We start from the raw sequence: 23,530 nt of genomic DNA on the forward strand, positions 1-23,530 counted from the left end.
TGTTGCGTTCTCGGCGTGTCCGCCGACTGTCCCGCAACGCACGGCGTGTCGCGGCACAATCGGGTCCGGCTGGCTGGTTCTTGGGGCCGACCCTCACCACATACCGCTAAATGCCCGGATTCATCGCCCAGTTGCCCGGACGCCCCTTCGGCCGGAATAGCAGGTGCTCACGCCCACCTCGGCACCCTACCGTCGGCCGGTCACCATCAGTATCAGTAGGATCACGCAGCGGCCTGCGTCCGCCTGGAAACGGGGTGGCGGACGGAACACCTCGGCCCTGTAGGGGAATTGGTGCGTAGTGAGCCACATCGTCGTCAAGCGCCCGCCTCGGGCTCTGCCGTCCCAGGTGCCCACTGAAGAAATCGTCCTGCAACCTCCGCCCGAGCTGCCGCGCGGTCAGCAGGAGGGCGCGATGATGCAGCTCCTTCCCATGCTGGGCATGGGCGGCTCCGTGGTGTTCTTCTTCATGCCCAATTCGCATCCGTTCATGAAGATCATGGGCATGGTGATGGTCGTGTCGACGGTGGCCATGTCCGTCGCGATGCTGATCCGCTACCGGCGTGGGACGCAAGGTCAGTTGTCAGACATGCGGCGCGACTACCTCCGGTACCTGAAGCAGACCCGGCGGCAGGCCCTGGACACCGCGAGGGCCCAGCGCGACGCGCAGTACTACCTCCACCCCTCCCCCGAGCAGCTGTGGGCCCTGGTCGCCGAGGGCAGCCGGGTCTGGGAACGCCGCACGGGGGACGAGGACTTCGGGCAGGTGCGCGTCGGACTCGGCCCGCAGACACTCGCCACGCCGCTCGTCCCGCCGCAGACCGCGCCGGTGGACGAACTGGAACCGCTCACGGCGGGTGCGATGCAGCGCTTCCTGTCCGCGCACAGCACGCTGGAGGACCTGCCGATGGCGGTCTCCCTACGGGCCTTCTACCACGTGACGGTCAGCGGTGACCCCAGCACTGTGCGGGCAGCGGCCCGCGCGCTGACCGGCTCTCTCTCTTCGCTCCACTCCCCTCAGGACCTGGTCATCGCGGTCGCGGCGGGACGGTCCTCCGCCCCGGACTGGGAGTGGTCCAAGTGGCTGCCGCACTGCCAGACGGAAGGCACCGCGGACGGTGCGGGCAGCCGCCGCCTGATCACCGGTGACCCGATGGAGCTCGAGGCGATGCTCTCCGCCCGGCTGCAGGGTCGCCCCCGCTTTCACCCCGGTGGGGCCCATGTACCGGACGAGCCGCACATCGTCGTCGTACTCGATGGCCTGTCACTGCCTCCCATGTCGGTCCTCGCCTCCCCCGAGGGGCTGCAAGGCGTGACGGTCGTGGAGGTCGTGCCGGGGGAACTGAGCGGCGGACGGGGCGGGTTGTCCGTCGTCGTACAGCCGAAGTCGCTGCGCATCGAATCCGGACACGGCCTGGTGTACGAGGGCACGCCCGACCTCCTCTCCTACGAAGCCGCCGAGGCGCTGGCCCGGCAACTGGCCCCCCTACGAGTGGCATCGGGCGGGGACGACGACGAACCGCTCCTGGCCAACCTCGAGTTCACGGATCTGCTGAGCCTGGGGGACGCGGACTCGGTCGACACGGCCCGGACATGGCGCCCGCGCGCACAGGCGGAGCGGCTGCGCGTGCCGATCGGTGTCGGCGAGGACGGCCGTCCCGTGATGCTGGACCTCAAGGAAGCGGCGCAGGAGGGCATGGGCCCGCACGGGCTGTGCGTGGGAGCCACCGGTTCCGGCAAGTCGGAGCTGCTGCGCACTCTGGTCCTCGGCCTCGCCGTCACCCACTCCTCCGAGAGCCTGAACTTCGTGCTCGCCGACTTCAAGGGCGGTGCGACCTTCGCGGGCATGGCGCAGATGCCGCATGTCGCCGCCGTGATCACCAACTTGGCGGACGACCTGACGCTCGTCGACCGCATGGGCGACTCCATCCGCGGCGAGCTCAACCGCCGCCAGGAGCTGCTGCGTGACTCGGGCAACTACGCCAACATCCACGACTACGAGAAGGCCCGCGCGGCCGGAGCCCCGCTCCAGCCGATCCCGTCCCTGGTCCTGGTCATCGACGAGTTCAGCGAACTCCTCACCTCCAAGCCCGACTTCATCGAGATGTTCGTGCAGATCGGCCGCATCGGCCGCTCGCTCGGCGTGCATCTGCTCCTCGCGTCGCAGCGCCTGGAGGAGGGCCGACTGCGCGGCCTGGAGACGTATCTCTCGTACCGCGTCGGTCTGCGTACGTTCTCCGCGGCGGAGTCGCGCGCGGCGCTCGGTGTGCCGGACGCCTACCAGTTGCCGAACGTGCCCGGCTCCGGATATCTGAAGTACGGCACGGACGAGATGGTGCGCTTCAAGGCGGCGTACGTCTCCGGGGTGTACCGCTCGGGATCGGAGCAGGCCGCGGCGGCGCTGGGCGGGCCGCGCCCTGTGGACCGCCGTCCGGTGCTGTTCACGGCGGCGGAGGTCCCTGTGCGCTATGCCGCAGCGCCGGTGCCGGATCCGCGCACCCGGTCCGGGGCGGACACGGACGACGCACTCGCCGACACCGTTCTCGACGTCATCGTGCGCCGCCTGGAGGCACAGGGCCCGGCGGCCCACCAGGTGTGGCTGCCGCCGCTGGACAGCCCACCGTCGCTGGACCAGCTGCTTCCGGGGCTGGCTGCCGTGCAGGGGCGCGGGCTCACTCAGCCGGAATACGCGGGAGCGGGGCGGCTCGTCGTCCCCCTCGGCCTGGTCGACAAGCCGTACGAGCAGCGCCGTGACGCACTGCGGTGCGACTTCTCGGGAGCGGCGGGCCACATGCAGATCGTCGGTGGCCCACAGTCCGGCAAGTCGACCTTGGTGCGCTCGCTGATGGCGTCCTTCGCCCTCACTCACACTCCGTACGAGGTGCAGCTCTACGGACTGGACTTCGGCGGCGGCGGAATGGCATCCGTGGCCGGGCTCCCCCATGTCGGCGGGGTCGCCTCACGTCTCGACCCCGAGCGGGTGCGGCGTACGGTCGCCGAGGTGTACGGCGTGATGACGCGCCGCGAGGAGTATTTCCGGACGTCAGGCATCCCATCCGTCGCCGACTTCCGGGCACGCAGGGCACGCGGTGACATCACGGTGGGCGACCAGCCGTGGGGCGACGTCTTCCTGATCATCGACGGATGGGGCAACTTCCGCTCGGACTACGAGGGCCTGGAACCCGCCGTCCTGGACATCGCGGCGCGCGGCCTCGGCTACGGCGTCCACCTGATCCTCACCGCATCGAGGTCGATGGAGGTCCGCGCGAACCTCAAGGACCACCTCATGAACCGCCTCGAGCTACGCCTGGGCGACACCATGGATTCGGAGTTCGACCGCAAGGTCGCCGCCAATGTCCCCGCAGGGGTGCCCGGCCGGGGCCAGTCCCCGCAGAAACAGCACTTCATGGCGGCGGTCCCGCGCATCGACGGCCTGTCGTCCGACACGGACCTCGCCGATGCCACGGCCATCCTGACCGCCGAGGTGTCCCGCCACTGGACGGAGCCGGGCGCACCGCAGGTCCGCCTGCTGCCGAGGGAGCTCCCCTCCGAACAGCTCCCGCCGGGCAACGTCTTCCCGAAGCGAGGTGTGTCCTTCGCCCTCGACGAGACCAACCTCGAACCGGTCTTCGTGGACTTCGAGCAGGACCCGTTCTTCGTCGTCTTCGGCGAGAGCGAGTCGGGCAAGTCGAACCTGCTGCGGCTGCTGATCACCCGCCTCACGGAGCGCTTCAGCGGCGACGACTGCAAACTCTTCGTGGTCGACAACCGCCGCTCCCTCCTCGACGTGACCCCGGCTTCGCACTTGGCGGAGTACATCCCCATGTCCAACGCCATGGACCACCACATGGCGGCGCTGGCCGACCTGATGAACCGCCGCACACCCACGGCCGACGTCACCGCTCAGCAGCTCCGCGAGCGCAGTTGGTGGCGGGGCCCGACGGTGTATGTGGTCGTCGACGACTACGACTTGGTGTCCAACTCCAGCGGCAATCCGTTGGGACAGCTCACCGAGCTGCTTCCCTTCGCCCGCGATGTGGGCGTCCGCTTCATCATCGCGCGGTCGACGGCGGGCGCGGGCCGGGCGGCGTACGAGCCGTTCATGCAGCGGATGCTGGAGCTGGGGGCGCAGGGTGTGGTGCTCGCCGGTGACCCGGGCGAGGGCGACGTGCTCGGAGGGGTGCGACCGCGGCCGATGCCGGCAGGGCGCGGGACCTTTGTGTCGCGGCGGCGGGGGAAGCCGTTGGTGCAGACGGGGTTGATGGCCGGGGAGTACTGAGGGTGACGGCTTCGGAAGCCGTGAACAGCGGTGAAGCCCCCAAGTAATGTGAGCTCACAGCACTTTCGTACGTCCTGAAGGGACCCCTCCGCCATGACCGATGCACGCGACGACGCGCAGGAAAAGGCACGCAAGGAACGCGAGAAGGAGGAGCTCTACGCCCTCGACATCTCCGGCGTCGAGTGGCAGAGCGCCCCGGGCACGGAGGCGCACGAGGAGCGCGTGGAGATCGCGTATCTGCCCGAGGGCGCCGTGGCGATGCGGTCCTCCCTCGACCCGGACACCGTGCTGCGGTACACGGAGGCGGAGTGGCGGGCCTTCGTACTGGGAGCACGGGACGGGGAGTTCGACTTGGAGCCTTCGCCGCGCAATGGCGGTGTGGCGTCGGAGTAGCGGCCAGTGAGGCGCTCCCGGCTCGCGGACCTCGCGGACCAGACCGTCGTGAGCCCCGCACCGGGGGCGAACCGCCGACCCGTCGTCGTCAGCGACGCCGTCCGGATCCGCCGGGAGTTCTCGACGCTGCTCGGTGAATTCCGGCGTACGGCTGTCCTGTTGCCGCTCGGCGGGGATGACGCGTCGCCGTTGACGGCCGACTTCAACGGAGTGCGGTGGATCTTGGCGTTCTCCGACGAGGAGGCGCTTGCACGGTTCGCGTCAGCGAGGGGCGAGGCGGAGCGGGCGTGGAACTACCGACGAGTCCTGGGTGCACGCGTGTTGGACGCCGCCGTTCCGGCCGCTGGTGTGCCCTGCGGTGTGGCGCTGGACGTCGGGAGCGAGGGCGACGAGGTGCTGCTCCCGCCGGTGGTGGGGGTCGTACCGGATTGGGCGGCGGTGGATGAGAACTGGAACGGGGATGCGGACGGGGCTGTGGGCAGGGCTGTGGGCAGGGCTGTGGGCAGGGGTGTGGGCAGCGAGGGTGACAGGGGGTCCCAGCGGTGAGTGGTGACCAGAAGGACCTCCAGGCGGGCGGCCTCGATCTCATCGCTCACGGCATCACCCTGACCTTGGACGAGCTCAGAGAACTCGGCCCGATCGGTGCGGCCGGGGAGGGACGGGGCTTCGAGGACATCGCCCTCTCCGGGATGGAGCTGGGACATCCTGGCTTGCTCAGCGCCTTCGATTCCTTCGTCGAGCGATGGCAATGGGGCGTGCGTTCCCTGGTCAATAAGGGGAACGACTTCGCCGAGGGGGTGGGCCTCGCGGCGGGGACACTGCACGAGACGGACGTGTACGTGGACGGCTCGCTGAAGGTGGTCTCGAACTCCCTGGGTGGCAACCCGTACGCCACCGAGGACGAGGTCACCGGCATGAGCTGGGACGAGCTGGGCGACCATCACGCCTTCGCCGACCCGGACTACAGCGAGGAGTCGTTCGACAAGGCCGGGGAGAACATGAAGCAGGGCTGGCAGGACGCCGGCCGCGATGTCCTCACCTCGGACATGCTCGGCAGTGGAGCCGTCCAGCGGACCGCCGACATGACCGACGAAGAGTACGAGTTCCTGCTCGACGAGGCCTTCGGGCCCTCACCCGAGGAGCGGGCCGCAGGCGGAGAGCGCGGCTGATGGGCATAGGCGACATAGTCGGCTCCGGCTTCGGCGAGCTGGAGGACGGCTGGGACGCGACGAAGAAGGTCGCCGGCGAGGGCATCGAGTGGGGCAGCGAACAGCTGGCGGACGGTCTCGACCACATCGGTGCCGAGGGCGCGGCGGACGCCGTCAAGTCCGTCGGTGCGGGTGTCGCGTCCAAGCTGGGGGCGAACGTCGACGAGCAGCAGCTCGGCGAGACCGACCACCCCGGGGACTTGATCCACGGCAGCCCAGGCAAGATCCGCGAGAGCGCGCGGCACCTCACGGACTTCCACAAGGCCTTCGACAAGGTCGGCAGGGGCATGCGCCGCCTCGACTCCTCCCACTGGAGAGGCGAGGCTGCCAACACCTTCCGCGAGAAGTTCGCCGTGCACCCCACCAAGTGGCTGCACGCGGCGGACGCCTGCGATCACGCGGGTCAAGCCCTGGACAGGTACGCGGATGCGGTCAAATGGGCTCAGGGCCAGGCTCAGGACGCCATCGACCTGTACAAGAAAGGCAAGAGCGCTTCCGACACGGCGGTGGAGGCGTACAACAAGCGTGCCGACGCGTACAACGCGGCCATCAAGGCGGACAAGGACCCGGGCCCTCGCCCTGCCCCCTTCAAGGACCCGGGCAAGGCCGACGTGGCGCGGGCGCACGAGATCCTCGCCGAGGCCCGCCGCCAGCGCAACGAAGCGGGCCAACTCGCCGCCGCCACGGTCAAGGCGGCCCTGACCCACGCTCCCGCCGAGCCGCCGCCGCTGGACCGGCTGAAGTCCAACTCCTTGGACGGCCTCAAGTCGGTCAATACGGAGCTCACCCACGTCATGGGCGGAGCTCTCAAAGGGACGGGCGGCCTGGTCAATTTCGTACGCGGCCTGAACCCGATCGACCCGTACAACGTCACGCACCCGGCGGCATACCTGCAGAACCTGAGCATGACGCTGAGCGGTCTCGCGTCCACGGCCACGCACCCCGACCGTGCGGTGAAGGCCGGGTACGAAAGCTTCAAGGAGGATCCCGCCGAGTTTGGCGGCAGGCTGCTGCCGGAGGTGGTGGGGTCCAGGGGAATGGGCCTCGCGAAGGGCGGAGTGCGGTCGGGGGTCCGGCAGGGGGCGAAGGAGGCCGCCGAGTCAGGGACACGGCGTGGAGCACGTGAAGCCCTGGGGGACGACCCCGCGAAGCACGGGCGCACTGACGACTCCCGGATGAGCAAGGGCACGGACCCGGTCGACCTCGCGACCGGCAAGATGTACCTGCCGCAGACCGACGTGGCCCTCCCGGGCGCCCTGCCCCTCGTATTCAAGCGGCGCGTTGAGTCCGGCTACCGCCTGGGACGTTGGTTCGGCCCTTCCTGGTCCTCCACGGTCGACCAACGCCTCGAGATCGACTCCGAGGGCGTCGTCTTCGTGACCGAGGACGGCCTGCTGCTCTCCTACCCGCATCCGGCGCCGGGCTTGCCGACCCTGCCGATCCGGGGCCCGCGCTGGCCGCTGGACCGCGAGGAAAACGGCTACACGGTCTCCGATCCGGCCACGCTGCGGCGGTGGCACTTCGTAGACAGCGGCCCCGACTTGGCGATCCTGGAACAGATCGACGACCGCAACGGCAACTGGCTCACTTTCGAGTACGACGCCGAGGGCGCGCCGCGGTCGGTCGTCCACAGCGGTGGTTACCACCTGAGGCTCACGACGGACGACGGCCGCGTCACGGCGCTGCACCTGGCGGACGGCGCCGGCCCGGAGGGCGCGGAGGCCGCTGACCAGGAGCTGGTCCGCTACGGCTACGACACCGAGGGCCACCTCTCCGAGGTAATCAACTCCTCCGGCGTGCCCCTGCGCTTCACCTATGACGACGCGGGCCGTGTCACGTCGTGGACCGACACGAACGACCGCGCCTACACGTACGCGTACGACGACGAAGACCGCTGCATAGCCGAGGGCGGCTCCGAGGGCCACATGAGCCTGCGGCTCGCCTACGACGACGTGGACCCGACGACCGGCCTCCGGGCAACGACGACCACGACGGGCGAGGGGCACACCCGCCGCTTCCTGGTCAACGAGGCCTGGCAGGTCGTAGCCGATGTAGACCCACTGGGCGCGGTCACGCGCTACGAACGGGACCGCCACAACAGGCTGCTGTCGCGCACGGACCCACTCGGCCACACCACGTCGTTCCGTTACGACGACGCGGGCAACCTGGTGGGAGTCGCGCGGCCGGACGGTCGCGAGTCAAAGGCGGAGTACAACGCACTCGGGCTGCCTCTGCGGGTGACGGGCCCGGACGGCACGGTCCGGAGGCAGTCGTACGACGAGCGGGGCAACCGCACGTCGGTCACCGACCAGGCGGGCAGGACGACGCACTTCACGTACGACGAGGCAGGCCACCTCACCACGGTCGTCGACCCGCTGGGTGCCACGACGCATGTCCGCTGCGACCGGACCGGCCTCCCGACCATGATCACCGACCCTCTCGGCGCGGTGACCCACTACGAACGGGACTCCTTCGGCAGACCTGTCGGAATCACGGACGCGTTGGGTGCGACGACCGGACTGAAGTGGACGGTCGAGGGACGGCTTGCCTGCCGGACCACTCCGGACGGGTCGGCGGAATCATGGACGTACGACGGAGAGGGCAACTGCACAACCCATACGGATGCGATGGGCGCAGTCTCGACGTACGAGTACACCCATTTCGACCTGATGTCCGCCCGCACGGGTACGGACGGCGTGCGCTACGAGTTCTCCCACGACAAGGAACTAAGACTCACCCAGGTAGCCAACCCCCAGGGCCTGAAGTGGAGTTACGCCTACGATCCGGCGGGCCGCCTGACATCGGAAACGGACTTCGACGACCGCACCCTGACCTACACCCACAACAGCGCGGGCCACCTGACGTCCCGCACGAACGGCACCGGCCAGACCATCTCCTTCGAGCGCAACGCCCTTGGGCAAGTGGCGCGGAAGGACGCGGACGGCACGGTCACGACCTTCGCGTACGACCTGACGGACCAACTCGCCCAGGCGACAAGCCCGGACACCACTCTCACCCTCCTGCGCGACCGTTTCGGCCGACTCAGATCCGAGGCGGTCAACGGCCGCAAGCTCACCTTCACGTACGACGAACTGGGCCGCCGTACCGGCAGGACCACCCCAACCGGGGCGTCGAGCACGTGGTCGTACGATGCGGCGGGCCGCCGCAGTCGGCTGGTCACGTCGGGACGCAACATCGACTTCGCCTACGACTCCGCGGGGCACGAACTCACCCGCCACATCGGCGATTCCATCACGCTGGACCACGCCTTCGACGAACTGGGCCGACTCACCACTCAGTCGGTCACGACGCCGGGCGGCCGATCAGTCCAGCACCGCGCGTACTCCTACCGCGCGGACGGCAATCTGATCGGCATCGACGATCAGCTGTCGGGCGCCCGGCGCTTCGACCTGGACGCGGCGGGCCGGGTCACAGCCGTCCACGCGGCGAACTGGACCGAGGCGTACGCCTACGACGAGGCAGGAAACCAGACGGAGGCGTCCTGGCCTGCCGGGCATCCTGGGCAGGAGGCGACAGGGCGGCGGGCCTACGTCGGCACGCGGATCACGCACGCCGGGGCCGTCCGCTACGAGCACGATGCCCTCGGCCGCATCACCCTGCGCCAGAAGACCCGCCTCTCCCGGAAGCCGGATACGTGGCGGTACTCGTGGGACGCGGAGGACCGCCTGACGTCGACGGTTACGCCGGACGGGACGGTGTGGCGCTATACGTACGACCCACTGGGCCGACGCACGGCGAAGCTGCGGCTCGCGGACGACGGGGAGACGGTCGTCGAGCGGGTCGACTTCACGTGGGATGGGACGACGCTGTGCGAACAGACGACGTCTTCCGCCGAGTTGGCGAACCCTGTCACGCTCACCTGGGACCATCGCGGCCTGCATCCCATTGCCCAGACGGAACGCATCACGGCGGCGACAGCGACCTCGGTGACCACAGCGCTCACGGCGGAGGACGCGCCCCAGGAGGAGATCGACTCCCGCTTCTTCGCCATCGTCACGGACTTGGTGGGGACGCCGAGTGAGCTCGTGGACGAGCAGGGGGAAATCGCGTGGCGGACGCGGAGCACGCTGTGGGGTACGACGGCGTGGGCGGCGAACAGTTCGGCTTACACTCCGCTTCGCTTTCCGGGGCAGTACTTTGATCCGGAGACGGGGCTGCATTACAACTATTCTCGGTATTACGATGCCGAGACGGGTCGATACTTCACGCCCGACCCACTCGGCCTCTCACCTGCACCTATCCCTGTCACGTACGTAATCAACCCGCTCCTCAGAACCGACCACTTAGGCTTGGCGCCAGATCCATGCCCGAACGAGGTGGCATTGGGCATTCGCGAGGAAGGGCTACGGGAATTCGCAGACTCCAACGGCTTCACGCACTACCTTGACAACTGGCAAGACTTTGAAAGCGAGGTCAGGGCAGCCGCACACAACCCAAATATTCGACTACACGTCTCTATGGATGGCTTCGCCGGTACCACTCCTTCAGAACGCTTCATGAACGCGTACCGAAACGGGATGGGTGACAACTGGTTTGCAACTGAGCGCGAGATGTACCACGTTGGAAAGGCCATTCGACTCGGCGATCGAAGCTGGGATAGCATCGATTTCTACGAAAATGGACAGAAGATAAAGGTGCCCGAGCCGTCGGCTTGGCCCACGCCTGGGAGTTGAATTGCATCAGATTGCCGCATGGCAGCGAAAGTTTCAAGTCTGGCAATACTCGGTATCGCACTCTGTATTGCTCCTGAGGAGCTTCCATCCCCGAATCCATGACACACGCATCGATGTCGCATTTCCAGCAGTAGAGTTGATGAAACTACAACCCAGCTATCAAGAACTCAAGATCACACAGTTGAACGCAAAAGAAGGGGCCGATTTCCTAGTGCGCCATGGAGTAGCCCCCCTCAGGGGCGTCCTATTTCTACTGAACGACGGAGATGGGTACGTTCAAGCAGCCAGCTGCCATTGGCACGAGGACCAGGGAGACCACCACACACCGTCGCAATTCGGACCGCTGCGCGGCACAGAATAGACCAGCCTCATAAAGCACATTCATATCCCAAGGAATGCCAGCACGATCTGGCCTGACCCCTGGTAGAAGGATGTCGTTCGGCCCGCCACCCGCCGCAACCGGGCCACCCACGCCGCCCCTCAGCCACGGCGGAGATCGAGGGGGTGCAGCGGCTGATCGGCCGCATCGCCCGATACGAGGCACGGATGCGGGCCGACGGCATCACAGCGTCATCACAGGTGAAACAGCAGTGCCCTACGTCGGTTTGGTTCACGAAGCGGCACTGCGGCTGCATACAGGTGGCCGCACAACCGCCAAGGCCCAGCTGTCCCGCCTCCTCGACGAGAGCGAGCGGCCCAACGTACGACTCCTCGTCATCCCGTTCGCCGCTGAAAGCTTTCCCATGGCGGGGGACACGATGATGTACGTCTGCGCGAGCAGCCCGCACCTGGATACGGTCGAGGTGGACTCCCCCATCGGCGCGGCCTTCTTCGACTCACCGACCCAACTGGCCAACTTCCGCCGTCGACTGGGCTTGGTCGAACAGGTGGCGTTGAATCCGAACAAGTCGAGGGACCTCATCCTCGAGATCGCCGGAGAGTTGTAAGAGGGGATCCCCATGCCTGAGTTGAAGTGGGTCAAGTCCTCCCACTCAGAGGCGTCAGGCAACGCCTGCGTCGAGATAGCCGTGTTCGGGGACCTGATCGCCGTACGCGATTCGAAGGACGCAGAGCTAGCGATGGCCACGGTGGGGCGTGGGGCGTGGGTGCAGTTCACGGGGGCACTGGCGAAGGGCCTGATGGCCTAGAAAGCCTGGGCAGGCAGGGCTGCGCCACCGCGAACGGGGCGGGGTAGGCGCCTCCCGCGCGCGCCTGCCCCGCCCCGTTGCGTGATACTGCCAGCCCTCACTGGAAGTAGCTGGCCCCCTTCAGGTCACCACCACGGTAGTCACCGCCGGCCTGGCTGACCTTCTGGCCGATGTCGACGAGAGCCCGATGGATGCCCTCGACCTGGTTGTCCCACTCCTTCTGCTTCAGGAGGTACGACTTGTGGGCTTCTCCCTCCCAGCCCTCGGCCACCTTCACCACGGCCCTCTTGATATCTGCGAGATCGGCTTCCAACTGCTTTGCTTGAATGCCGAGTTCAGTCGTAATGGCGTCAAGACCGCCGTATTTGACCGCGAGCTCGTCCAAGTGAACGTTTGCCATGCCTGCCCCGTCTCTCGGTAGTTGAGGGGAACGCGCTCCCCAAGAACCTCTGCTCTTCAGTAGCTGTTGATGGCCGAGTGCTTGCCGCCGTACTGCACGTCGATGCTGTCCATCGTCGACCGGACCTGGTCCTCAAGCCCGTCCACGAGCTTTTCGTTACCGCTGATGCCTTCCAGGAAATCCACCAGGATTCGCCCGATCACCTGCATGCGCTCGTTGATCTCAGTCTGCTTCTTGTCGAACGCATGAGCTCCGACGCCTCGCCAGTTGACCTCCATCGTGTCGAGGGTGCCCTGGAGGCGCTTGAGTTGCTGCTGGACCGATTCGTACTTGCCCACGATCTCTTTCTTCAGAAGCGCCACTTGCTCGTTGTTCAACTTCTGGCCGTCAGCCACTGCTGGGCTCCCTTCTTGAACTTCTTTGGGGATGTGTCGGGTGATGCTGCGCTGGCTTCAGGCCCTGCGCCGAGCACGCATCGCTACGAAGGTGCTGCCGCCGACCACCACGACGACAGCGATGGAACCGATGATCAACCACAACTGACTATTGCTTTCAGTTGACTTCGAGCTTGATGCTGCCGCCGCGGCTTCGCCGCCTGCCGAACCTTTAGAAGCTTGCGATGGAGCTGGTTCGGAAGGAGAAGCGGAAGCCGTCTTCCCGGAACCAACACCCGGAGTCTTCTGGTTCGTGAGGGGGTCAACATCCGCAGGGCCTGGGTCTCCCTTGCCGTCCAGCAAGTTGGGAGCCGGTCGGACGAGTCCGTACCCGAGGTAGACACTCGGATCGTCCTTGGGCCAGTCGCGGCCTGCGGTATCGATGAGGACCCGGAGGACCTGGTTGGACGTCCAGTTGGGGTGTTTGGACCAGATCAGGGAGGCGGAGGCGGAGGCGATGGCGGTTGCAGCACTCGTGCCGCCTCCGTCGTCGCAGTATGAGCGGAACGTCTCATCGCACCACTGGGGGAGATTCAGGCCCGGCGCCGCCAAATCCACATAGTCTCCGCGCTCAGAAAACTTGGCGACCTTCCCTGACTTGTCGGCGGCGGAAACTCCGGTGACCGAAGGAAGCGCAGCGGGATAGCCGATGAAGTTCTTCTTTTCTCCGTCGTTTCCGACGCCAGCGACCATCAACTTGCCCTTTTGAGCCGCATACTTCACCGCTTCCTTCTCGGCTGGGTCGATGAAGTCAGAACCGAACGACATGCTGATGATCCGAGCATCGCTGTCGGCCGCGGCCCGAATTGCTTCGGCGCTTCGGCCTCCCTTCTTCGCGAACTTGCCACCCAGACCGATCCGGTAGGACACGACCTCTGATCCAGGCGCCAAGCCCTTGATCCCCCCGCCTCGGCCGGATCCCACGATCAGCTCCGCCATCGTGGTTCCATGCCCGTCGTAGTCATCTGTCGAGGCACCAGCCATGCCTGTGAAGTCCTTGCCGGGATGTACGCGGCCTTTGAGTGACGGCGTCTCGGAAACGCCAGTGTCGACGACCGCGACTTTGATGCCCTCTCCAGTACTGACATCCCAGAGGTCATCAGCGCCCATGGCTTCCAGGTGCCACAGCTTCGACTGGACGTCGTCTGTCGTCGTGTCGTCTGCCGTCGCACCCGGAGCGATCCCTAGGGACGCGAGAGCCAGCACACCGACTGCCAAGCCCACGGAGGCGACGCGACTTCCTGCACCGCGGTCAAACGGCGCGACCCGGTTGCCGCGTCGACTGGCCTCTGACCTCATGCCCTGCACGTCCTTGCTCGCGATTAGTCGATCACCGGCGGCATGTGCCGCCGGTCGCCTGCCAGATGTGATTCCTCGTGCTCGACCAGATGGTCGGGCCGCTGCACACCCTCACCCTCGTCATCATCCGGACGTTGTGGTGTTCCCGCAGGACCACGTACCAGGCCAGAACCACCGGTTGTGAATCCGTTCCTACGGCCTACGGCGGTAGACGTGCGTTCCTTGGGAGTACCGACCACGCCGTCGGGATTTCTGACACTTCGACGAGTCGTCTGCCCGCTGCCGGCTGTGCCGTGCGGCGCCGCTCCAACGACTCCGCGCTGTCCTCCGGCTCCGTTCGTTGGCCTTGAACCAGCCGAGCCCTCGGTTCCGATGACCGGGCCGCGCGGCAACCTGTTACCCGTCGCGGGGCCAAGAGCGGGCCGCCCCCCGACGATGCCTTCGGCGCGCCCCGCACCAGTACCTGGCAGGCCAGAACGCGGGCCTGGCGCAGTGGGACGAGGTGCCCCTCCGGTGACGGCACGCCCTGCAGGGGGTTGCCCGGCGGTCGTCGGACCGCTGATGGTTCTCCCTTGGGCCGTCGGTCCTGTACGCCCAATCGGGACCGAAGGACTTCGTCCAGGGCCTGTGGTTGGTCGCGCTGGGCCTGTCGTACCTGTTCGGCCTTGGCTCGGTAGTGAGGTCTTCGGGCCTGATCCAGGAACTGGGGTACGTGTAATAGGGCCGGTCCCAGGGATACGGGGGCCGGTTGCCATGGGAGGAACAGGGTCTCCAGCCCCACCCGTTGGAACTTGTGTCGGAGGTGGCGAACCGGGGGCGGGGCTTACGGTCTGCGGCGGTAGAGTGCCGACGTTGTCAATCTCCGTGCCGACAGGCCGATCCGGCGAAGCGATCGAGTCCGGCGAGGCGACTGGGCTGGGTTCACCAATGCGGGCCGGGGGCAACGGTTCGTCCGGACGTGGGTCACCTCCCGTCACGGTGGCGGTAGAGCCGTCAGGCATGACCTGAGCGCTGCCGGCGGCCATTGCGGATGATGCCGCACCCCGCTCCGGGCCGGGAGCGAGGCCCTGCTTCCCGTTCGGCATTCCCACATCCGGCATCGCCGAGAACGTAGGCGGCTCCTGCCCAGCCATCGAGTGCTGCGACACTTGGTAGAACGACGACAACCGGTTCATCTGGTTGATCGCCTCTTGCCTATGGTTCTCCGCCTTGGCCGCGGCGTCGTACTCCGCATTGCCTTCGACCCTCTTGGGGGTGGGGATGTCCTCAACCGTCTTCGGGTCGGTGCGCTGGTCCCGGGGCGGCATGGAGCTACGGACCGAAGCCAGCCCCGCACCGGCCGAGGCAATCTGAACGCTGGCGGTGTCGGCGAAGTCGGAGAGCTGATGCGTGTCCGTGACGAGGTTCTTGCCCCACTTGCGGAACGCCTCCCCCGACGCCCCTTCCCAGTCGACTCGATCGATGTGCTCACCGAGTTCCTTGGCGGCGGCGGCGATCGCGTTGCGCGCCTTCTTGAGCGCCTCCCCAGCGCTCTCCAAGTCGGCAGGATTCGCTTGCTCGACCAAGTCGATCATGTCGTTGAGACGGTGGCCTTCGAAGCTCACTAGCGCCACCCCGAGTCAGAGCCGTCGTCGCCATTGCTACGGGGCGAATCGGGCATGCCGTTCATTCCACGCTGAGCTGCGGCCTCATCACGGTCGACCCTCGTCTGGATTGCCCAGAAGCGCTGTCGCAAGTCCTCGTCAAGATTGTCGAAGCCGACGTCCGCACCATGCACCGCGATGCTCATGGCGTCGATCTGGTCACCGAGCATCTTGGAGAGTGAGGTCAGCCGCTCGTGCACCTGGTCGTACTGCGAGTACAGGCCGTCGGCCGCGGGAAACGCGCTGCCTCCACCGCTGAACGACCCCCGGGAGAGCTTGTATCCCCCGACCTCACTCGAACCGCCCGCCGAACCCTCGAACTCCGTGAGCAGCGTGTTGACGCGCCGACGGAAGGTCTTCAGCGCCTCCAGCCCCCGCTTGAGGTCAGCGCCCGATGACGGCGCCGTACCTCCGTGCCCATCTGTAGCAAGCACGATGCCTTCCCTCCCCGTTACCGGCCTGCTCTGATCGTTCACGATCGCGGCGGCTCGGTGGTCACTTATCGCGCCCGCGTCACTCTAGTCACACTCAGCGTGACAGCCAACTGGACTTTGCAAGGGGACAGTTGCGAATCGGCCAGGGGACGAAGCGCCGACAGGTGCCAAATCCAGTCACAAGCCGTGACTCTGCACATCGACAGGGCCGCTACCGGCCAACGGAATCGAGACGCCGCTGCACAACACTCCATGAGAGTAGGCGCGTTGTTAGGTTGAGCCGGAGCGGTGCCATCCGTCGGGGGTGGCCGGGCTCACGGGGGAAGGATGTGCCCATGGCGTGGGATGAGTGGGAACAGCTGAAGTCTCAGGCGGCGGAGGGCCAGCCAACGCACATGCAACTGAACCAGACCGATCCCGGGATGGGTGGCGGTCCCACCGCAGAGCCCAGCTCCTACGGCGACCTGCAGGTCAGCGAAGCCGGGCTGGCGAAGATCGGTGAGCACGCACACGACCTGTTCGTGCGCCTCTGGGAAGAGGGGCGATCGGCAGTGCCGACCACCGACAAAGCCGCAGGCAACCTGGCGACGCAGGGCTTCGCACTAGGCGGAGCCCTGCAGCAGGTATCCACCCGATGGGATGAACAACTCAAGTCTCTGCGAGACGCCTGCGGGCACATCTCCAACCACATGCGGGTCACTAAGAAGTTGCATGCCGGCGACGAGGACTACATCTACCGCCAGATGAGCAGCATCGATGCTCTCGATGCAGGATTCAACGATCGAGTCGGGGAGCCCGGTAAGCCGAACCCGGTGTATGGAGAGCCAAGCAAGAAGAAGGGCGACTGATGGATCTCGAAGCACTTCGTTCCGCCAACTTCTCACTGCTCGACGACGCCATCACTGACTGGACGACGATGGTCGACAACCTCGACCGGATGGAGGAGTCGGCCCATAAGGGGCTGACGACCGCAGCCAACAAGGCCAGCTGGGCTGGGGTGAACGCCACAGTTTCCAAGGAGTTCATCGGCAAGACTGCCGATGAGTTCAGCGACGCCCACCTTCAGGCAAGGTCCATCCGCGACATCCTCAGAGACACTCGAGATGAGCTCAAGGACTATCAAAGCAAGCTGAAGACAGCCATCAAGAATGGCCAGGACAAGAACCTGAAGGTCACCTCGTCCGGCAGTGGATTCACTGTCAGGAAGGACAGCCACACCGACGGCGTTGCGAAGGGGGCGGCGGCCTCTGAGACGAGCGGGGCCGACGTCACGGCTTTGCGTGACGAGATCCAGGAGCTCTTGAACAAGGCCACCGAGAGCGACAGCACAGCCAGTACAGTCCTGCGGGCCATCGCAGATCAGAGCACGGTCGGCTTTTCCGGGGTGGACTACAGCGACAGGGATGAAGCAGCCGACGCCATCAAGAACGCAGATGAGCTCTCCAAGCTGGCCAAGAAGGACCCGGAAGATCTCAGCACGGCTGAATTCGACAGGTTGAACTCCGGCCTCAAGAGGTTCGCGGACGACGAGCTGTTCTCACAGCGATTCGCCACCAATCTTGGGGCAAAGGGGACGCTGGAGTTCTGGGTCGGCATCAATACCCCAGACGCAAACCCGGAGTTGAACCAGGCGAGACATGAAAAGTTCGACGACCTCCAGAAGAACCTCAGCCTAACCCTTTCCACCGCTACCCAGAGCGATGCGCTTGGCATGACGGAATGGACAAACAGGGTGGTTGACCTCGGTAATCAACCTGTGCGGGGAAGCGGCGGCCCCCTCGGATTCCAAGTCATGAGCAACCTGATGCGGTGGGGCAACTACGACGACCAGTTCCTTCACAGCTACGGCACGCAACTGATGGAGACCGAGAAGAAGTTCACAGGAAACGGCGAAGGCAGAGCATGGCAGCGAACGTCCTCCGACCCTTACCTCAACCGCACGGGAAGCGACTCCGGATGGGACCCGGTGACCGGGTTCATGAAGGGCCTTTCGAATAGCCCTGACGCAGCGACGAACTTTTTCAACGACCGGTTCATTTCGAAGAACGATGAAGATAACCCCTTCAATGGGCAGAACAAGTCCAATTTTCAGTACCTGTTCGAGGAACGAGATTGGCCCAGCGAATCCGACTCCGAGGGTGAGCCCAGCGACACCGGACGAAACAACCTGGCTTTGGCACTCGAGGCAGCGACCACAGGACATCCAGGTGGAGAAATGCCGACAAAGGAGACGCCTGCCCACAATGCCCAGCAGACCAAGCTGACGGAAGATCTCATCAAGTCAATCTCCAAGAATCCTGAATACCTTACCGAACACAGCTACATGTCTGACAGCATGGGGCAAATTGCAGCTGAGTACATGCCAGATATTCACAGAGGGATGCATCCAGGCAGGGTGAACGAAGACCAACTTTTCCCGATCGCGGGATCTGCAGCTAATCTCGGCGAACACGACGCCACTCGGTTCCTCTACACCGTGGGGCGAAACCCAGAAGGATATGCCGCTGTAAACCTGGGCCAGCACAGCTACACGACATCTCTGATGGAATATCACTTCCGGAATCCTGAGGCATATATCAACGATTCCTCGTTTTCCCAGAACGATAATCTCAAGAAGGGGATCGAAGACATCGCAAGGGTCGCCGGAGAGGTTGAAGGCACCATCGGCGCAGGCCGCACGTACGAGGGAGAACAGGAGGGTGGAGCAAAGGACGATGCCTATAACACTGCGTTGAAGCATGCAAGCACCTGGGGAGGAACCGCTGTAGGGATCGGAATCGGTCTAGGTACTGCTCCCATGCTTGGACCAGGTGGGATCGTGGTCGGGGGTGTAGGCGGCACGGCTGCCAACGAAATCATTGAAGCCATCACCGAGGGTTCCATGAAGGACGACGCCGGTAATGTAATTTACCGCAATGGTCAAGAAATGGAAGGGACCAAAGAATCCACATATCAGCTTGTCGAAAAGGCCGCCCAAAAAGCTGGAGATAGCGCAGGAACGCATTCGACGCATATCATCTCAGCTGCGGCAACTGCGGCGGAATCAGGATTCAACAACGCCAAGACCAATGTCGCAGACGCATTTGACGGTCAGGGCGTCCCGCGCCAGCTGGAAAGGCCAAGTTGATACATGCTCGCAGCACGGAAGAGATTCATTGCCGCTATTGCGTCGCTCGCCGGAGTCGCACTGATCGGGGCTACGGCCTATCTGCTCAATCTGCCGCCCTTTGAGCAGAAGTCAGACACCATCGAGTCCAGAGATGTATGCGAGTCCATGGGGCGTTCGGCGGTTCCGGCACTCCGGCAGGTGCTTCCGTCTGAGGCCAGCTACTCCTTCGAAGAAACGCCCGGGACACGAGTGGGCGATGACGACAGCAGCTACACATCAGCCTGTTTCGTGAGCGCCGAGGACAAGATTATCCTTAGCGCTCGGACGGAAATGATGCTCGCCGAGCCTTCGAAGGACTGGGTCGAAGATGAAGTCCTGAGTGAAACACGAAATGCTCAAGACCTCAAGCCTTTCACGGCCGGGGCAGGGGGCGTAGCTTCAGGTCGAATGGCCGCTGTACTCGTCCCGTGCACGCCAGCTGGTCAAATTCCAGGCGGGAGTTACAGCCTCAGCGTGATTGTCAAGTTGAAGGAAATTGGAGAATCCGACCAGAGGGAAGCACGCGAGAGCTTGATCGATTTGGCAATCGGTACAGCCAAATTCTCCCAGCAGAAGGCACGATGCGAACTCCCAGCGAAACTCCCCGTCGCTTCTTGAGCGGGTCTGATCAATTGAGGGCCAATCCAGGATGGGGATGAAGTCAGCCGATGGGCCAGTAAATCCAGACGAGAGGCGAATCGATTCCAATCCTGAGGGGGGCATCCCTTCAAAGATCAGCGGATTGCTCCTTCGGGTGCCAGTCCGCTTCAGACCAGCCGTGCTCCACGAACTGGTCGGGAACCTGCAAACAGGGGGCGTAGACCCTGATGAACAGAGTCTTGGTCAATTCGTTCCACTGCACGTCGACATGGTCGCCGCCTTCCGGGTTCTCGAATCGGAAGCCCAGTTCACGGAAGGTTGCGCCTGTACGGTCGCCTTCGTGGGTGAGTTTCCAACCTTTCTGCACCAGCTGCTGGCGCACGCGCCGTTGTGCCCCTCGGGCGGTGGCTTCGGGAACGTCGGGCACGCTCCAATCAAGGCCGAAGCTGCGGACGTCGCTTCGTGCCTCGTCAATGTGAGCGATGCCCCTCAACCCGCGGTAGTAGCAGGCGCCCGTATCGATCCTGCCCGAGTCCGCGGCATACTTTTCGGGCAGCGCGAAGCCGTCGTGCACCTCGTCGGACCGCGCCTTAAGCCGTTGCGCGACCGCGTCCGGGCTGGCCGGAGGATACGGCGTACCGTTCCACACGACGTTCCCCAGCACCACGGCAGCGACTAGCAGCGCCATCATTGCGAGCCCTGTGATGGCATACAGAACGCATCGCCCGGAGGTCCGGGCTCTGGATACACGAACCTTGAACATGCATGTGACGGTAGGCATCGACATTCGGTGACGCATGAGTAGCCGTACCCAGGAGAGCTCTGGAACACTCAGCAAATCAGGGGCTATACGGCAACCGCCGATAGCCACTGGCAGCTATGAGTTCGACGTCGCTGACAGGGTGGCCTCGCAGCGCCGGGTCACACGGCAGGCGGTCCGACGAACCCAAGCTGCCCTTGAGCCAGACGCCGATGAGGGACCATCAGGTCTCCGTCAGCTGTCTTCCCCACGGACACGGCCACGACTGCGGCCCCGCGCACGCCTATCCCGCACAGCCACCCCCACCCCACCAAGCCCCGCCACCACAACCCCCGCCCCCACAGCCACGTACGTAGCAATCCGAGCCGTTCGCTCCTCCGCCGTCTCATCAAGTTGGAGCTTCGCGGGAGTTGGGGCCTCCGCGCGAGTGACGCCCTCGCGGGCGTGGGGGGTCTCGATCGGGTGGTCGTCTTCCGTCAAGGCTCGGACCGGGTCCACCACTCCCCAGCCGACCAGGCGGTCGTGGCCCGCTACCGAGCGTTCTGCTGTTTGTTTGATCTGGGCGGTGATCTGGCGGGACGTCCAGCCGGGGTGCTTGGACTTGATCAGGGCCGCCACCCCCGCGACGTACGGCGCCGAGAAGCTTGTGCCGTTGTCCGAGCAGTGGCCGCCCAGGGGCACTGTGGAGATCATGTCTACGCCGGGGGCTGCCACACCCACCCACTTGCCTGACTGGGAGAACGGGGCCCGTTCGTTGTTGCGGTCCGATGCCGCCACCGCCAATACGCCCTCGTAGGAGGCCGGGTAGGTCGGTTTGACGTTGCCGCCCACGCCGTCGTTGCCGGCGGAAGCCACGATCACCTTTTCGTGGCTGAGGGCCTTGTCCACTGCCTGTTTCAGGATCGGGGTCGGCTTTACCGCGTTGGCCGTGTCCTGGGAGATGTTGATGACGTCCGCGTCCGCCGCGACCGCGTAGTTGATTGCCGCCGCGAGAGTCTCCGCGGTGCCGTGGCCCTCCGCGTCGTTCTGCTGGATGGGGATCAGCGTCGCGTCGGGGGCCAGGCCGACGAAACCGGTGCCCTTGGCCGGGCGGGCCGCGATGATGCCCGCCACGCGCGTGCCGTGGCCGACGGTGTCCGTCGTGCCGTTCTCCTTGCCGCGCTTGATCTTGTCGCCGTTGTCGTCCTTGAGGTTCTTGCGGAGGAGATTGCGGCCTCGCGACACGTCCACCGCGCTCTTGAGTTGTGGGTTCTTGACGTCCACGCCTGTGTCGATCACCGCTACCCGTACGCCCTTCCCTGTGGACTGGCGCCACAGCTCGTCCAGGAGGACTCGCTGCAGGGACCAGGGGCGGCCCTCGTACTTCTTGTCACCGAACGTGCACTGGTCTCCGGAAGCCCCCGTCGCGGTGGATGCGGAGAGCAGCGTTGTCGTCGCGATCACCGCCGTCAGGGTCGCTGCCGTGGCTGCTGCAGCGTGCGACCAGCGCTGTGCGTACGTCATCGTCCGCCCCCCCCTACGCCTAGGAGCCCTGCGGCTGGCGTGCCGCCGATGTCGAGAGGCGTGGGCCCGTAGGGAGGAACTTTGACCAGGGGGCCGGGACTGGAGTCACGTCCGTATTCGCGTAGCCCAGGCGGGTCTGCGCCTGTTGCGCCTCCTGCTGTTGCTGCTTGCGCTCCTTGGCCGAAGTGCCGATGCCCGCGTCGTCCGTCGCGCTGTCGCTGTTGGACTGCATCGCGTAGCGCAGGCCTGTGTCCGTGGCCAGGAAGATGCCGCCCGTCTTGGTCTGTGACCCGGTGAACTGCCGGTAGAGCAGGCCCGATCCGGCCGTGACGTACGCGCTGGACGAGCCGGTGGGGAGCGGGGCGGGGAAGTCCGTTCCCGCCCATGTGCTGAGTGTGGTGTGGCCGTTGTCGCCGTTTACCTTGCGCAGGACGTTGCAGATGGTGTTGCGGCTCCCTGCCTCGTCGGAGGCTTCGTTGGCCGCCTTCGGCGCCTCGCTCGGCCATCTGCGCTGCGCGTCGGCCTTCTCGGGGTCCGGTGTGAAGGCGCCGGTGCTCAGGTCGCGGGCGTGGCCGTCCTGGCCCACCTTGACAAGGTCAGGGCTGGCCAGGAGCAGTTTCGCGGTGAAGTCGGAGACCGGGGTGATCCGTCCGGGCTCGACTACGTAGTGCTGCTTCTCAGCTCCGTCGGATGCATGGAGGACCATGCCGACCTGGTTCGCCTCCCGGTCCTGGAGGCTCGGCACGTTGGCGGCAGCTCCGGGGACGCCCTCCACCTTCGGGAAGGTGATCGGGTCTCCGTAGTGCAGCGTTTCGAGCCACTCCTTGGAGACCCGCTGCGGTTCACGGCCGAGGCCCACAATGGTGCGCAGGAGGACGTTGAGTTTGTTCTTCTCCGCGATTCGGTACGCGGTTCCCCGCGCATCGACGACGTAGCGGACCTTGTCGGGGCCGACTACGTACAACAGTTCGCCGCCGCGCAGCCGTTCGCGCCCCTCGGTCTTGTTCTGGTCGCGCTCCGCCAGGATGAATGCGGCCTTCTGGATGGCCCTGCCACCCTCGCCCGGACGCTCGCACACCGCCCAGCGCTTGACGGCGCCCGCCTCGGACTCGGAGGGCAGGCGGTCGGGTGCGTACGGAATGCCGATGGTGGCGCCGTGGCGGATCTTGCCCTTGTCGAGGACCGATTCGTCGACGTTGATGACATCGCCCTTGTCGGCGTCCAGGAGGAGCTTCGCCGAGGCCATGTTGAGTACCGGGTGGAGCTGGGGCTTGCCCTTCGTCTCCAGGACGACGTATCGGGTCGTGGACTTGCTCGCGATGATCACGTGTTGCTTCGGCTCGTCCCAGCCGGGCTTGGCCGCCGGTTTGAACATGCCCCATGCGCCGAAGACAGCCAGGACGATCACTCCGACGATGATGCCGGGGACGATGCCTCGCAGCGGGCGCGGTGCGCCTTCCTCCGAACCCGAAGGCGACGGCTGGATGAAGGACGCCAGCGTGCGGCGCTTCGCGAAGGTGTAGGCGTTGAGTTCGTCCCGCCGTGATGCCATGAGTGTCTGCTTCTCCCCGTGCAGCGCCGGGGGCAAGT

17 protein-coding genes are annotated in these 23,530 nt (G+C 65.5%); 10 read left to right on the forward strand and 7 right to left on the reverse strand.

Annotated elements, in window-relative coordinates:
• Positions 1-298: 298 nt before the first annotated feature.
• The 7 genes from eccCa (at position 299) to ACGFSB_RS30650 (ending at position 11,719) form a co-directional block, all read left to right on the forward strand.
• On the forward strand, positions 299-4,276 hold the full coding sequence (gene eccCa, locus ACGFSB_RS30620; protein WP_393405943.1) for a type VII secretion protein EccCa: 3,978 nt from the start codon (positions 299-301) through the stop codon (positions 4,274-4,276).
• 93 nt (positions 4,277-4,369) lie between these two features.
• Positions 4,370-4,669, forward strand: coding sequence for a DUF397 domain-containing protein (locus ACGFSB_RS30625; protein ID WP_393405945.1), 300 nt, complete (start codon positions 4,370-4,372; stop codon positions 4,667-4,669).
• 6 nt (positions 4,670-4,675) lie between these two features.
• Positions 4,676-5,215, forward strand: a complete 540-nt coding sequence (locus ACGFSB_RS30630) for a hypothetical protein (RefSeq protein ID WP_393405947.1) — start codon at positions 4,676-4,678, stop codon at positions 5,213-5,215.
• Positions 5,212-5,838 (forward strand): hypothetical protein, encoded by a 627-nt coding sequence (locus ACGFSB_RS30635; protein WP_393405949.1) that lies wholly within the window; start codon positions 5,212-5,214, stop codon positions 5,836-5,838. Before ACGFSB_RS30630 ends, ACGFSB_RS30635 begins: the two co-directional genes overlap by 4 nt.
• The gene (locus ACGFSB_RS30640; RefSeq protein WP_393405951.1) at positions 5,838-10,571 is read left to right on the forward strand and encodes a putative T7SS-secreted protein; all 4,734 of its coding nucleotides are present in this window, start codon (positions 5,838-5,840) and stop codon (positions 10,569-10,571) included. Before ACGFSB_RS30635 ends, ACGFSB_RS30640 begins: the two co-directional genes overlap by 1 nt.
• Positions 10,572-11,161: 590 nt before the next feature.
• Complete coding sequence (locus ACGFSB_RS30645) at positions 11,162-11,518, forward strand: Scr1 family TA system antitoxin-like transcriptional regulator (RefSeq protein ID WP_393405953.1); 357 nt, start codon at positions 11,162-11,164, stop codon at positions 11,516-11,518.
• A gap of 12 nt (positions 11,519-11,530) precedes the next feature.
• Positions 11,531-11,719, forward strand: a complete 189-nt coding sequence (locus ACGFSB_RS30650) for a DUF397 domain-containing protein (RefSeq protein ID WP_393405955.1) — start codon at positions 11,531-11,533, stop codon at positions 11,717-11,719.
• A 97-nt stretch (positions 11,720-11,816) separates the two neighbouring features.
• On the opposite strand, the gene ACGFSB_RS30655 is transcribed toward ACGFSB_RS30650, so the two are convergent.
• The 4 genes from ACGFSB_RS30655 to ACGFSB_RS30670 form a co-directional block, all read right to left on the reverse strand.
• Positions 11,817-12,119, reverse strand: coding sequence for a WXG100 family type VII secretion target (locus ACGFSB_RS30655; protein WP_393405957.1), 303 nt, complete (start codon positions 12,117-12,119; stop codon positions 11,817-11,819).
• Positions 12,120-12,175: 56 nt separating this feature from the next.
• On the reverse strand, positions 12,176-12,514 hold the full coding sequence (locus ACGFSB_RS30660) for a WXG100 family type VII secretion target (RefSeq protein WP_393405959.1): 339 nt from the start codon (positions 12,512-12,514) through the stop codon (positions 12,176-12,178).
• Positions 12,515-12,571: 57 nt separating this feature from the next.
• Positions 12,572-13,777: a S8 family serine peptidase gene (locus ACGFSB_RS30665; protein ID WP_393405961.1), complete on the reverse strand. Its 1,206-nt coding sequence runs from the start codon at positions 13,775-13,777 to the stop codon at positions 12,572-12,574.
• A gap of 1,678 nt (positions 13,778-15,455) precedes the next feature.
• Positions 15,456-15,929: a hypothetical protein gene (locus ACGFSB_RS30670; protein WP_393405963.1), complete on the reverse strand. Its 474-nt coding sequence runs from the start codon at positions 15,927-15,929 to the stop codon at positions 15,456-15,458.
• Between the two features lie 335 nt (positions 15,930-16,264).
• Here ACGFSB_RS30670 and ACGFSB_RS30675 point away from each other — a divergent pair, with 335 nt between their 5' ends.
• From ACGFSB_RS30675 to ACGFSB_RS30685, 3 genes are read left to right on the forward strand one after another with little or no spacing between them, the layout of a single operon-like run.
• A complete protein-coding gene (locus ACGFSB_RS30675; RefSeq protein WP_393405965.1) occupies positions 16,265-16,777 on the forward strand; it encodes a hypothetical protein in 513 nt (170 codons plus the stop codon).
• The gene (locus ACGFSB_RS30680) at positions 16,777-19,056 is read left to right on the forward strand and encodes a hypothetical protein (protein ID WP_393405967.1); all 2,280 of its coding nucleotides are present in this window, start codon (positions 16,777-16,779) and stop codon (positions 19,054-19,056) included. Before ACGFSB_RS30675 ends, ACGFSB_RS30680 begins: the two co-directional genes overlap by 1 nt.
• Before the next feature lie 3 nt (positions 19,057-19,059).
• Positions 19,060-19,695: a hypothetical protein gene (locus ACGFSB_RS30685; protein WP_393405969.1), complete on the forward strand. Its 636-nt coding sequence runs from the start codon at positions 19,060-19,062 to the stop codon at positions 19,693-19,695.
• Positions 19,696-19,804: 109 nt separating this feature from the next.
• On the opposite strand, the gene ACGFSB_RS30690 is transcribed toward ACGFSB_RS30685, so the two are convergent.
• From ACGFSB_RS30690 to eccB, 3 genes are all read right to left on the reverse strand, one after another.
• Positions 19,805-20,440 (reverse strand): hypothetical protein, encoded by a 636-nt coding sequence (locus ACGFSB_RS30690; RefSeq protein ID WP_393405971.1) that lies wholly within the window; start codon positions 20,438-20,440, stop codon positions 19,805-19,807.
• Positions 20,441-20,671: 231 nt separating this feature from the next.
• Positions 20,672-21,940 carry a type VII secretion-associated serine protease mycosin gene (gene mycP / locus ACGFSB_RS30695; protein WP_393405973.1) on the reverse strand — a complete coding sequence of 423 codons (1,269 nt, stop codon included), beginning with the start codon at positions 21,938-21,940 and terminating at the stop codon, positions 20,672-20,674.
• Positions 21,941-21,959: 19 nt separating this feature from the next.
• Complete coding sequence (gene eccB / locus ACGFSB_RS30700) at positions 21,960-23,492, reverse strand: type VII secretion protein EccB (protein ID WP_393405975.1); 1,533 nt, start codon at positions 23,490-23,492, stop codon at positions 21,960-21,962.
• Positions 23,493-23,530: the final 38 nt, after the last annotated feature.

The sequence above is a fragment of the Streptomyces sp. NPDC048441 genome, assembly GCF_043200235.1.
GTDB lineage: Bacteria > Actinomycetota > Actinomycetes > Streptomycetales > Streptomycetaceae > Streptomyces.